General features: G+C 67.5%; 13 protein-coding genes. 8 read left to right on the top strand and 5 right to left on the bottom strand.

Annotation, left to right across the window (positions count from 1 at the left end):
• The first annotated feature begins 47 nt into the window (after nucleotides 1–47).
• From ruvA to AC5WJ1_RS02240, 5 genes are all read left to right on the top strand, one after another.
• Nucleotides 48–629 (top strand): Holliday junction branch migration protein RuvA, encoded by a 582-nt coding sequence (gene ruvA, locus AC5WJ1_RS02260; protein ID WP_133093736.1) that lies wholly within the window; start codon nucleotides 48–50, stop codon nucleotides 627–629.
• Nucleotides 630–675: 46 nt separating this feature from the next.
• Nucleotides 676–1,731, top strand: coding sequence for a Holliday junction branch migration DNA helicase RuvB (gene ruvB, locus AC5WJ1_RS02255; RefSeq protein ID WP_133093735.1), 1,056 nt, complete (start codon nucleotides 676–678; stop codon nucleotides 1,729–1,731).
• Between the two features lie 214 nt (nucleotides 1,732–1,945).
• Nucleotides 1,946–2,560: a hypothetical protein gene (locus tag AC5WJ1_RS02250; protein WP_240745920.1), complete on the top strand. Its 615-nt coding sequence runs from the start codon at nucleotides 1,946–1,948 to the stop codon at nucleotides 2,558–2,560.
• Between the two features lie 44 nt (nucleotides 2,561–2,604).
• Nucleotides 2,605–3,189: a BPSL1445 family SYLF domain-containing lipoprotein gene (locus AC5WJ1_RS02245; RefSeq protein ID WP_133093734.1), complete on the top strand. Its 585-nt coding sequence runs from the start codon at nucleotides 2,605–2,607 to the stop codon at nucleotides 3,187–3,189.
• A gap of 175 nt (nucleotides 3,190–3,364) precedes the next feature.
• Nucleotides 3,365–4,090, top strand: coding sequence for a queuosine precursor transporter (locus tag AC5WJ1_RS02240; RefSeq protein WP_133093733.1), 726 nt, complete (start codon nucleotides 3,365–3,367; stop codon nucleotides 4,088–4,090).
• 40 nt (nucleotides 4,091–4,130) lie between these two features.
• Here the strand turns inward: AC5WJ1_RS02240 and AC5WJ1_RS02235 are convergent, their stop codons facing one another.
• From AC5WJ1_RS02235 to tyrS, 4 genes are all read right to left on the bottom strand, one after another.
• Complete coding sequence (locus AC5WJ1_RS02235) at nucleotides 4,131–4,805, bottom strand: histidine phosphatase family protein (RefSeq protein ID WP_133093732.1); 675 nt, start codon at nucleotides 4,803–4,805, stop codon at nucleotides 4,131–4,133.
• A 29-nt stretch (nucleotides 4,806–4,834) separates the two neighbouring features.
• Nucleotides 4,835–5,482 carry a YbhB/YbcL family Raf kinase inhibitor-like protein gene (locus AC5WJ1_RS02230; protein ID WP_135704462.1) on the bottom strand — a complete coding sequence of 216 codons (648 nt, stop codon included), beginning with the start codon at nucleotides 5,480–5,482 and terminating at the stop codon, nucleotides 4,835–4,837.
• 79 nt (nucleotides 5,483–5,561) lie between these two features.
• Nucleotides 5,562–6,023 (bottom strand): D-aminoacyl-tRNA deacylase, encoded by a 462-nt coding sequence (dtd, locus tag AC5WJ1_RS02225; RefSeq protein ID WP_133093730.1) that lies wholly within the window; start codon nucleotides 6,021–6,023, stop codon nucleotides 5,562–5,564.
• A 10-nt stretch (nucleotides 6,024–6,033) separates the two neighbouring features.
• Complete coding sequence (tyrS, locus tag AC5WJ1_RS02220) at nucleotides 6,034–7,275, bottom strand: tyrosine--tRNA ligase (protein WP_133093729.1); 1,242 nt, start codon at nucleotides 7,273–7,275, stop codon at nucleotides 6,034–6,036.
• A 270-nt stretch (nucleotides 7,276–7,545) separates the two neighbouring features.
• Between tyrS and AC5WJ1_RS02215 the strand changes: the two genes are divergently transcribed.
• Both AC5WJ1_RS02215 and AC5WJ1_RS02210 read left to right on the top strand, forming a co-directional pair.
• Nucleotides 7,546–8,940, top strand: a complete 1,395-nt coding sequence (locus tag AC5WJ1_RS02215) for a M23 family metallopeptidase (protein ID WP_133093728.1) — start codon at nucleotides 7,546–7,548, stop codon at nucleotides 8,938–8,940.
• A 52-nt stretch (nucleotides 8,941–8,992) separates the two neighbouring features.
• A complete protein-coding gene (locus AC5WJ1_RS02210) occupies nucleotides 8,993–10,078 on the top strand; it encodes an anhydro-N-acetylmuramic acid kinase (RefSeq protein ID WP_218959691.1) in 1,086 nt (361 codons plus the stop codon).
• On the opposite strand, the gene AC5WJ1_RS02205 is transcribed toward AC5WJ1_RS02210, so the two are convergent.
• Nucleotides 10,066–10,983: a LysR family transcriptional regulator gene (locus tag AC5WJ1_RS02205; RefSeq protein WP_494476350.1), complete on the bottom strand. Its 918-nt coding sequence runs from the start codon at nucleotides 10,981–10,983 to the stop codon at nucleotides 10,066–10,068. The genes AC5WJ1_RS02210 and AC5WJ1_RS02205 overlap by 13 nt on opposite strands.
• Before the next feature lie 90 nt (nucleotides 10,984–11,073).
• Here AC5WJ1_RS02205 and AC5WJ1_RS02200 point away from each other — a divergent pair, with 90 nt between their 5' ends.
• The gene (locus AC5WJ1_RS02200) at nucleotides 11,074–11,883 is read left to right on the top strand and encodes a phytanoyl-CoA dioxygenase family protein (protein WP_133093725.1); all 810 of its coding nucleotides are present in this window, start codon (nucleotides 11,074–11,076) and stop codon (nucleotides 11,881–11,883) included.
• Nucleotides 11,884–11,886 lie beyond the last annotated feature (3 nt).

Here is an 11,886-nt window from a genome sequence, read left to right as displayed (position 1 = left end):
CGAGGTACACTTGCGGCCGCTTCATCCCCTACCCAACAAGCCCAGACATGATCGGACGCATCGCCGGCACCCTCATCGAGAAGAATCCCCCGCACCTGCTGGTCGACTGCCATGGCGTCGGCTATGAGGTCGACGTACCGATGAGCACCTTCTATAACCTGCCGGCGTCGGGCCAGCCGGTCACGCTGCTGACCCAGCTGATCGTGCGCGAGGACGCGCACCTGCTGTACGGCTTCGGCACGGCGGCCGAGCGCAATACCTTCCGCGAGCTGATCAAGATCAGCGGCATCGGCGCGCGCATGGCGCTGGCGGTACTGTCGGGCATGTCGGTATCCGAGCTGGCGCAGGCGATCACGCTGCAGGAAGCGGGCCGGCTGACGCGCGTGCCGGGCATCGGCAAGAAGACCGCCGAGCGGCTGCTGCTCGAGCTCAAGGGCAAGCTGGGCGCGGAACTGGGGCATGCGCCCGGCGCCGCGGCGGTGCCCGACAGCGCCGTCGATGTGCTCAACGCGCTGCTTGCGCTGGGCTACTCGGAGAAGGAAGCCGCCTCGGCAATCAAGCAGGTGCCGGCTGGCACCGGCGTGTCCGAGGGCATCAAGCTGGCGCTCAAGGCCTTGTCCAAGGGCTGAGGCGTAGAATGGCGGGGTGTTTTCCGGGGTATCCCCCATCAGCGCCATGATCGAGACCGACAAGCTTTCCGCCCCCGCCCGCGTAATTTCCGCCACCCCCGCCTCGTCGCAGGAGGAGGCGTTCGAGCGCGCGCTGCGGCCCAAGCTGCTGGACGAGTACGTCGGCCAGGAAAAGGTGCGCGGGCAGCTCGATATCTTCATGCACGCCGCGCGCAAGCGGCGCGAGGCGCTCGACCACGTGCTGCTGTTCGGCCCGCCGGGGCTGGGCAAGACCACGCTGGCCCATATCATCGCGCGCGAGATGGGCGTGGGCCTGCGCCAAACGTCTGGGCCGGTGCTGGAGCGCCCGGGCGACCTGGCGGCGCTGCTGACCAACCTGGAAGCCAACGACGTGCTTTTCATCGACGAGATCCACCGGCTGTCTCCGGTCGTCGAGGAGATCCTGTACCCGGCGCTGGAGGACTACCAGATCGACATCATGATCGGCGAAGGCCCGGCGGCCCGTTCGGTCAAGCTCGACCTGCAGCCGTTCACGCTGGTGGGCGCCACCACGCGCGCCGGCATGCTGACCAATCCGCTGCGCGACCGCTTCGGCATCGTGGCGCGGCTGGAGTTCTACAACGCCGAGGAACTGGCGCGCATCGTCACGCGTTCGGCGCAGTTGCTGCACGCCAGCATCGATCCGCTGGGCGCGCTGGAGATCGCGCGGCGCGCGCGCGGCACCCCGCGTATCGCCAACCGGCTGCTGCGCCGCGTGCGCGACTATGCCGAGGTCAAGGGCGACGGCACCATCACGCGCGAGATGGCCGATGCCGCGCTGGCCATGCTCGACGTCGACCGCGTCGGCTTCGACCTGATGGACCGCAAATTGCTGGAAGCGGTGCTGCACAAGTTCGGCGGGGGCCCGGTGGGCGTGGACAACCTGGCCGCGGCCATCGGCGAGGAGCGCGACACCATCGAGGACGTGCTCGAGCCCTACCTGATACAGCAGGGCTACCTGCAGCGCACGCCACGCGGGCGCGTGGCCACGGCGGCAGCCTACCGGCATTTCGGGCTGGCGTCGCCGCAGCCTGGCGGCGGCGAGTTGTTCGACGGGCAGTAAGGCGCGGCGACGGGGCGTCGGCATCAGCCAATTAAACGTTTTAATCTCGCGCCCCAAATTTTTTCGAAGTGGATTGCTGGCCCATGGCCCATTGTCCACAATGGCTTCATCGGCACCTGCCGGTGCCCGCCGATGACCGTCCAGTAGGCAGCCCAAGGTTGCCCCGCGGTTGCGGCGCCATTGTGAACCGGTTTCCGAACCTGCAAGGAATGCCATGAGCCGTCGCCTGCGCCGCTCCGCCTCGTCCCTTCTCGCCGCCACCCTGGCCAGTGCCGCATTGGCGCTGCTGGCTGCCGGGAACGCCAACGCCCAGCGTGCGCAGGGTCCCGTCGGCGTCGCCGAAGAAGCCGTGATCAGCGGCAAGATCATTGATATCGATCCCAACTCCAAGGCGGTGCTGGTGCAAGGCCCGCGCGGCAATGTGGTCGAACTGGTCGCGGGCGACGAAGCGAAGAACTTCGGCCAGGTGCGCAAGGGCGACATCGTCACCGTGACCCGGGGCGCGGCCCTGGTGGCATCGCTGGAGCCGCTCGACAGCAAGACCACGGCCATGGCCGAGCAGGTTGACCGCACCACGCGCGCCGCCGAAGGCGGCAAGCCCGGCATCGCGCGCGAGATCACCACCACGGTCACCGCCGAGATCACCAAGGTCGATCCGGCCAAGCGCCTGGTCACGTTCCGTGGACCGCGCGAGACGCTGCGCACCGTCAAGGTCGAGGATCCCGCCATCGACCTGAACCAGATCAAGCGCGGACAGATGGCCAAGCTCGTCTATCGTGAAGTGGTGGCCATCACGGTCAAGGCACCGGCGGCGGCCGCAGCCAACTAAACACCGTGCCGGGCGCGGTACTTTTCCCCACCAGGAGGTTACCTATGAATCGTCGCCACTTTGTTACCCGGGTTGCCGGCTCGGGCCTGCTCGTTGCCACCGCAATGGCGGCAGGCTGCACCACCACCGGCACCAGCGCCTCGAAAGACCCGGTCGCCAAGAAGCAGGAAATCGATGCCGGGGTGGACGGGGCGTTGAACCGGCTGTTCGCGGCCAACGCCGGCGCACGCGACCTGGCGCAGCGTGCGCAGGGGGTCCTGGTGTTCCCGCGTGTCATCTCGGCCGGCCTGGTGGTAGGCGGCGAATACGGCGAGGGTGCGCTGCGATCGAAGGGTGCGACGGTCGGCTACTACAGCACCACGCAGGCCTCGGTCGGGCTGACCGCCGGCGGGCAGTCCAAGGCCGTCATCATCATGTTCATGACCCCGGAGGCCTACAACAAGTTTGTTGCCAGCAAGGGCTGGACCGCCGGCGCCGATGCCAACGTGGCGGTGGCCAAGGTCGGGGCGGACGGCAGGCTCGACACCCTGACCAGCCAGCAGCCGGTGATTGCCTTCGTGCAGACCAATGCCGGCCTGATGTTCGACGTCTCGGTGAACGGCTCCAAGATCAGCAAGCTGGAGATCTGACGCGGCCACCCGGCTGCGCCGCTGCATCCGAAATTCCCGGCTTCGGCCGGGAATCTTCATTTCAGGCGGCCGCAGCAACGCTTGGACCGGTCCGCGGCAGGCACGACGGAATCCGCGGCCCGCTGGCATAATCGCGCCCAAAATACCGCGCCAGCGCGTCCGACCGGGAGCCCCCATGTCCGCCGTCCCCGCCAGCACGACCCAACCGGGCCGCGTCTACCGCTACTATGACTTCGTCATGGTGGCGTTCGTCACCGTGCTGCTGTGTTCGAACCTGATCGGCGCGGCCAAGGCGGCGCAGGTGACGCTGCCCGTGATCGGCACGGTGACCTTCGGCGCCGGCGTGCTGTTCTTTCCGATTTCGTACATCTTTGGCGACGTGCTGACCGAGGTCTACGGCTATGGCCGTGACCGGCGCGTGGTCTGGGCCGGCTTTGCCGCGCTGGCGTTCGCCACCTTCATGAGCCTGGTGGTGCTAAACATGCCGGTCGCGCCATTCATGGCGGACTATCAGAAGAGCTTGCAGGATGTGTTTGGCAACACCTGGCGCATCGCGCTTGGGTCGCTGATCGCATTCTGCTGCGGCAGTTTCACCAACAGCTATGTGCTGGCCAAGATGAAGCTGTGGACAGGGGGGCGGTGGCTGTGGACGCGCACGATCGGCTCGACCCTGGCGGGCGAACTGGTGGATTCGTCGCTGTTTTACGTGATCGCCTTCTATGGCATCTGGCCGCTGGAGAAGGTAGTCCAGGTCGCCGTGGCGCAGTATGTGCTGAAGACCGGCTGGGAAGTCGTGATGACGCCGGTGACGTACAAGGTGGTTGGGTTCCTGAAGCGGGCGGAGAACGAGGACTACTTCGACCGGCATACCGACTTCACGCCGTTCCGCGTGAGGGTCTGAAGCCCTCTCCCGCCGGGCGGGAGAAGGAACATCCAAAGCTTCAAGGCACTCGCCGGTCCACCTCGTCCAGCGCCAGGTTTTCCAGGTGGCTCACGTCCCCCCACGCCGCCAGCGTCAGGTGCGAGCTGTCACTGCGCAGCCGGTTGACACTGGCATTGAGCAACTCATGCTGGCGCGGCGCTTCCAGCGTCATGCCGGTGGCCTCGCGGTACAGGCAGTCGAGCACGCCGCCGTGCGCGACCAGCGCGATGCGCTCGCCGGGATGGCGGCGCGACAGCGCCAGCACGGCGTCGACGGTGCGCTCGTGGAAACCGAGCAGCGATTCGCCCTGCGGCGGCGCGTAGTCCGGCACGCGCGCCTGCCAGCGGGCAAAGTCTTCGGGCAGGTCCTCGGCCACTTCGGCGTAGGTCTTGCCCTGCAGGGTGCCGTAGCTGCGTTCGCGCAGGCGCGCGTCGGGGCGGATCTGCAGCCCGAGCGCTTCGGCGAGCGGCGCAGCGGTTTCCATGGCCCGCGACAGGTCGCTGGAATACACCGCATCGATCGGCTCGCCGGCCAGCGCGGCAGCCAGCGCGCGCGCCTGGGCGCGGCCGGTCTCGTTCAGCGGAATATCGAGCTGGCCTTGCAGCCGGCGCTCCCGGTTCCAGGCCGTTTCGCCATGGCGGATTACGATCAGGTGGGTAAAGGCCAGCGATTGCAGCCCGGAGCTTAGCGACATGCCGATTCCTTCGGTTTCCTTGAAGCCGCTTACTGCGCCAGCTTGGGATTGAGCGTGTAGGTGCCGGTCAGGCTGGCCTGCGCCAGCACGTGGCCCTGGATCGCGTCGCGCACCTGCGCGCCGGTGAAGGTGCCATCCAGCGGCACGCGGTCGATGTCCAGCGCATACAGCGTGAACACGTAGTGGTGCAGCAGCGTGTCGTTCCACGGCGGGCACGGGCCGTCATAGCCGAAATAGTCGCCCTTCATGTCGGCATCGCCGGCGAACCAGCCGGTGTAGTCGTTGATGCCGTGGCGCAGGCCACCCGCGGTGGCGGTGCCGCCGGTGGCCTCGGGACCCGGCTTGCCGCGCGCGATCACGCCATCGCTGTGCGAGGCGGCCGCGATCGAGCTCAGGCCCGGCGGAATGTCGACCAGCACCCAGTGGAAAAAGTCCACGCGCGGCAGCGAGGCCGGCACTTCGCGGCCTTCCTGGTTGACGTCGTCGCCCTTGCTGGGCACGTCGCGGTCATGGCAGATCAGTACGAACGAGCGCGTCTCGACCGGCGCGTCTTCCCAGTGCAGGTCGGGATTGCGATTGGCCGACAAGGCCACGTGGCTGGCGGCATCGGGCACGCAGAAAGCAAACTCGCCAGGGATCGGCGCGTTGTCGTTGAAGGACTTGCTCCAGAGTTTCATTTGTCTCTCCTGTCTTGATGACGCGCCGGGGCGCGGCAGCTTGGGATCTGTCTTGCGATCTGCGGTCTGGCGCTCGGCATCAGGCCGGCGGCACCCGCAGCCAGAACGTGACCGGCCCGTCGTTGACCAGGCTGACCTGCATCATCGCGCCGAACTCGCCGGTCTGCACCTGCGGATGCGCCGCGCGCGCCTTCGCCACGAAATGTTCGTACAACCGCTTGCCGTCTTCCGGCGAGGCCGCCGGCGTGAAGCTGGGCCGCGTGCCGCTGTTGGTGTCGGCCGCCAGCGTGAACTGCGACACCACCAGCAGGCCGCCGGCATTGCCGTTGCCGTCCATGTCCTGCACCGGCAGGTTCATCTTGCCGGCGGCATCCGAAAACACCCGGTACGACAGCATCTTGGCAAGCAGGCGCTCGGCCTGCGCCTCGGTGTCGCCGCGCTCGGCGCAGACCAGTGCCAGCAGGCCGGCGCCGATCTCGCCGGTGGTGCGGCCCTCGACGGTCACGCGGGCCTGCGCGACACGCTGGATCAGCGCAATCATGCCCGCCGCCTCAGGACAGCGTCACGCGCGCGAAGCGGCGCTTGCCGACCTGCACGACGTAGGTGCCGGCGGCGACCCTGGTGGCCTTATCGCTGACCGTGGCACCGTCGATCTTGACACCGCCCTGCTCGATATTGCGGTTGGCCTCGGACGTGGACGGTACCAGGTTGGCCTGCTTGAGCAGCTGCGCGATGCCCAGCGGGGCACCTTCCAGGCTGACCGCGGGGATATCGTCGGGCACGCCGCCGCGGGCGCGGTGGTTGAAGTCTTCCAGCGCCTTCTCGGCATCGGCCTGGCTGTGGAAGCGCGCCACGATCTCCTGCGCCAACAGCACCTTGCAGTCGCGCGGGTTGCGGCCCGCGGCGATTTCCTGCTTCATCAGGTCGATCTCGGCAAGCGGGCGGAACGACAGCAACGTGTAGTACTGCCACATCAGGTCGTCCGAGATGCTCATCAGCTTGCCGAACATGTCGTTGGGCGCCTCGGTCACGCCGACGTAGTTGCCCTTGGACTTGGACATCTTCTCGACGCCGTCCAGGCCCACCAGCAGCGGCATGGTCAGGATGCACTGCGGCTCCTGGCCATATTCCTTCTGCAGCTCGCGGCCGACCAGCAGGTTGAACTTCTGGTCGGTGCCGCCGAGCTCCAGGTCGGACTTGAGCGCGACCGAGTCATAGCCCTGCATCAGCGGGTAGAGGAACTCATGCACCGAGATCGGAATCCCGGAGCGGAACCGCTTGGTGAAGTCGTCGCGCTCCATCATCCGGGCCACGGTGTACTTGGCGGCCAGCTGGATCATGCCGCGCGCGCCCAGCGGGTCGCACCACTCGCTGTTGTAGCGGATCTCGGTGCGGGCCGGGTCCAGCACCAGGCTGGCCTGGCGGTAGTAGGTCTGCGCGTTGGCCTCGATCTGCTCGCGCGTCAGCGGCGGGCGCGTGCTGTTGCGGCCCGACGGATCGCCGATGGTCGAGGTGAAATCGCCGATCAGGAAGATCACCTGGTGGCCGAGGTCCTGCAGCTGGCGCAGCTTGTTCAGCACCACGGTGTGGCCGATATGGATGTCGGGCGCGGTCGGATCCAGGCCCAGCTTGATGCGCAGCGGCACGCCGGTGGCCTCGCTGCGCGCCAGCTTCTGCGCCCATTCGGATTCGATCAGAAGTTCGTCGCAGCCACGCTTGGAGACCTCCAGGGCGTGCATCACCGACGGCGTCAAGGGGTATTTGGCCGCGGGGCCCGTGGAAACTTCAGTCATGACGTAAGTCTTTGAAATACATGAAATTTTAGGAAAGATTCCGACAGCCGCGAGCAGCGGTTTTTGGTATAATCCGCCTTTCCCGGCGCCAGCGGGAGCCTCCCCTGTGCGCCAACCGTCACCTGCCGCAGCCCTCGAAATGAATCGATGCCGCGATCCGATGCAGGTGACCCGATAAAGTGAACAGCACGCGCCGCACCTCGGGGGAGGAAGGCAGACGAGACACATCGTTGCAGCAGCGGTGCTCAGACCAAGGTTGAATTTTACGTGATGTGGTCAAGACTCCGCGAAGTTTTCGCGCGCGAGCTGGTGGTTCTTGTTGACCCAACCAACCCCCAGCATGCGCGCCGGCGCAAGCAACTCACTGCCTCGGTGGGTGCAATCTTTACGCTCGGCATGGCCGCGGCGATGGGCGTGGCACCGCGCAGCGCCTTCGACGATCCTCTCGCCCCGCGCACCGAGCAGCCCCTGCGCATGCCCGACGTGCGCGAGCAGCTCGACCTGCTGACCGACAGCCAGGCCGTGTACGTGCGCGAAGAGCGCATGCAGCGCGGCGACACCATCGGCAGCCTGCTGCGCCGTCTCGGCGTGGACGATCCCGATGCGCAAGCCTTTATCGTCAAGAACCCCACCGCGCGCGGGCTGTTCAGCCTGAACCCCGGCCAGGCGGTGCAAGCGGAGATCGACGAAAGCAACATGCTGGTGTCGCTGCAGGCCAACCTCGGCGGCGACGCCGCGGCCTCGCGCGAGCTGGTGATCGAGCGCGTGCGCGCGGCCACCGGCAACGGCACCGCCGCCTACAAGGCCAAGGTCCAGCGCGTCGACAACGACGTCCACTACGAGATGGCGTCGGGCGCGATTTCCGGCGCCGGCTTCTTCAAGGCCATGGACGCGGCCAACGTGCCCGACGAGGTCGTGCAGCAGATGCTGTCGATCTTCTCCGGCGTGATCGACTTCCACCACGATATCGCCAGCGGCGACCGGTTCCGCATCATCTATGAAGCCGGCTTCCGCGACGGCACCTTCGTGCGCAACGGCCGCGTGATCGCGATCGAACTGATCAACCGTAACCAGCTGCACCAGGCGCTGTGGTTCTCGCCCGAAGATGGCAAGGATGGCGCCGGCGCCTATTACACGTTCGACGGGCGCAGCATGAAGCGGCCGTTCCTGCGTTCGCCGGTGGAGTTCTCGCGCGTGTCGTCGGGCTTCGGCGGCCGCGAGCATCCGCTGCACCACGACTGGGCCCAGCACAAGGGCGTGGACTTCGCCGCCCCGACCGGCACCAAGGTGCTGGCCACCGGCGATGGCGTGGTCGAATTCGTCGGCCAGCAGAACGGCTACGGCAATATCGTCATCCTGAGCCATGCCAACGGCTACTCGACCTACTACGCGCACCTGTCCGGCTTTGCCGGCATGCGCCAGGGCCAGCCGGTGCGGCAAGGCCAGCTGATCGGCTATGTCGGCTCGACCGGCTGGGCTACCGGGCCGCACCTGCACTATGAGTTCCGCTTCAACGACGTGCCGCAGAACCCGCTGACCATCACGCTGATGGAATCCCCGCCGCTGAGCGGCAAGTCGCGCCAGGAATTCCAGACCTACACCAGCGGGCTGCTCAGCCGCATCAATGCGCTGCGTGCCTACAACGTGCTGACCGCTTCCAACTGACGCGCCGACCGTGACCCCGCCCGAGCCAGGCAGCGAACGCTATATCGGCATCATGTCCGGCACCAGCATGGACGGTGCCGATGCAGTGCTGGTCGATTTCAGCGGCGCGCGGCCGGAAGTACTGGCCGCCGCCAGCGAACCTTTCCCCGAGGCGCTGCGCGCCGCATACGGCGCCCTGCAGCAGCCGGGCGAGAACGAGATCCACCGCGAGGCACTGGCGGCCAATGCGCTGGCCGAGGTCTACGCCGCCTGCGTGGCCACGCTGCTGCGCGAGGCCGGCGTGCCGGCCGCCGCGGTCGCCGCGATCGGCGCGCATGGCCAGACCATCCGGCACCGGCCCGGCCTGTACGACGGCATCGGCTACACGCGCCAGAGCCAGCATCCGGCCCGGTTGGCCGAACTCACCGGCATCGATGTGGTGGCGGACTTCCGCAGCCGCGACGTCGCCGCCGGCGGCCAGGGCGCACCGCTGGTGCCGGCGCTGCATCATGCGCTGTTCGGCAGCGACGTCGAGACTCGTGTCGCCTGCAATATCGGCGGCATTTCCAATATCAGCATCCTGCCTGCCACCGGCGCCGTCAGCGGTTTCGACTGCGGCCCGGGCAATGCGCTGCTCGACTACTGGATCCATCGCCACCGCGAGCTGCCGTTCGACAGCAATGGCGACTGGGCGGCCAGCGGGCGCGTCGACGATGCGCTGCTGGCGCGGTGCCTGGCGGATCCTTACTTCAGCGCGCCGCCGCCCAAGAGCACCGGCCGCGACCTGTTCCATCCCGGCTGGCTCGATATCCAGCTGCAGGCTTTCGGGCACCTCGCGCCTGATGACGTGCAGGCGACGCTGGCGGCGCTGACCGCCGAAGCCATCGCGCGCGACATCCGTACCCATGCGCGTGACGCAAGGCGCCTCGTGGTCTGCGGCGGCGGCGCCCGTAACGCCTTCGTGATGACGCGGCTGGCGCAGGCGCTGCCTGGCGTGGCCATCGAAACCTCGGAACACTACGGCGTGCCGGTCTCTCAGGTGGAAGCCATCGCCTTTGCCTGGCTGGCGCGCCAGTGCACGCTGCGCCTGCCTGGCAACGTGCCAACCGTGACCGGCGCTGCCGGCCAGCGCGTGCTGGGCGCGATCTATCCGCGCTGAACCGCTTCCGCGCCGGCGCCGCCCTCCTCCACATACGTCATGAATGCCTGCGCCAGCGGCGACGGCCGCATGGCCGGCGAGCGCGCCAGCACCACGCGCTGCGGCGTCACCGGCTCGCGTAGCGGCAGGCAGGCGATCGGCATGCCGTCGTAGCTGTGGTCCCCCGCCGGCCGGGTGCAAGACAGCGCCACGCCGTAGCCGTGCGCGACCAGTCCGCGCTGCATCTCGAAGGTCTGCGTGTACTGGTGCAGTGCCGGGTGCAAACCATGCGCCCAGAACAGCGACAGGAAGTACTCGCGAGTCTGCGGGATGTCCTCCAGGATCAGACGCTCGCGGGCAAGGTCGGCCAGGCTCACACCTGCGCTGTGCGCCAGCGCGTGTCCAGCGGGCAGCAGCGCGTAGGGGGGCAGTTGCGCAAGCGTGCAGCGCTCGGTGCGGGCATCCAGCCCGAGGTCGTAGGTCAGCGCCAGTTCCGCCTTGCCGGCCTGCAGCGCGCGGTGCACGGTGGCGAGGTCAGCCTCGAACAGCGTCACCGAGACCCGGGGGTGCCGCTCGCGGAAGCCGGCCAGCAGGCGCGGCACGAAATACGGCCCCAGGTCCTGGAAACACGTCAGCGACAACTGGCCGCTCAGGCCGCGCTCGCCCGCTTCGTCGGTAGTCAGGCCCGCCGCCAGCGCCAATATGTCGCGCGCACGGCCAAGCAGGCGCTGGCCGGCCGGCGTCAGCGCCAGGCCGCGGCTGACCTGGCGCCGGAACAGCGGCTCTCCCAGCGTGTCTTCCAGCTGTGCGATCGCGGTCGATACAGACGGCTGCGACACATGGCGGGCGCGCGCCGCCGCGCTGATGCTGCCGTGCTCGGCGGCGGCGACGAAGTACTCGAGCTGGCGGAAAGAGAAAGGGATCATATTTTCCTATATCACACCATAGGAAATATATGCTTTTCCTATCCATGACGGATGCCGATACTGCGAGCATCGTCAAACGGAGCCCCCGCCATGGAAATTACCCAGGAACAGATCGATACCTACCAGCGCGACGGCGTGCTGGTGCTGCGCGGCGCGTTCGCGGAGTGGATCGAGACCCTGCGCGAAGGCTTCGCGCAGAACCTGGCCGAGCCTGGCCCTTTCGCCATCGAGAACGTACGGCCCGGCGAAGGCGGGCGCTTTTTCGAGGACTACTGCAATTGGCAGCGCATCGCGCCGTTCGATGCTTTTATCCGCCAGTCCGCGGCGGGGTCCATCGCCGGCCGCATCATGCAATCGCAGGCCGTGCAGGTGTTCCACGAACACATCCTGGTGAAGGAGCCTGGCACGGCCAAGCCCACGCCGTGGCACCAGGACCTGCCCTACTACTGCGTCGACGGCACCCAGACCGCGAGCTACTGGATCCCGCTGGATCCCGTCACGCAGGCCAATACGCTGCGCGTGGTGGCCGGCTCGCATCGCTGGCCGCGGCTGGTACGGCCCAGGCGCTGGGCCAGCAACGAAAGCTTCTATGGCGGCCAGGGCAACGATGACAGTGCATTCATGGACATGCCGGATGTCGAGGACGGCAGCCACACGCTGCTTGCGCCCGAACTGGAACCGGGCGATGCGGTGGTATTCGACTTCCGCACCGTGCACGGCGCCGCGGGCAATACCGGCACCGGCCGCCGGCGCGCGTTCTCGGCGCGTTTCCTTGGGGACGACGTGCGCTTCATGCAACGGCCGGGACGTACCTCGCCCCCGTTTCCCGGCATCGGCCAGCAGACCGGCGAGCGCTTGCGCGAGGACTGGTTTCCGGTGGTCTGGCGCGCCGGCCAGTAGTCA

Source organism: Cupriavidus sp. MEYA8 (assembly GCF_059278825.1).
Note: the sequence above shows the minus strand (reverse complement) of the source record. Positions and strands in the feature narration are given on the sequence as shown.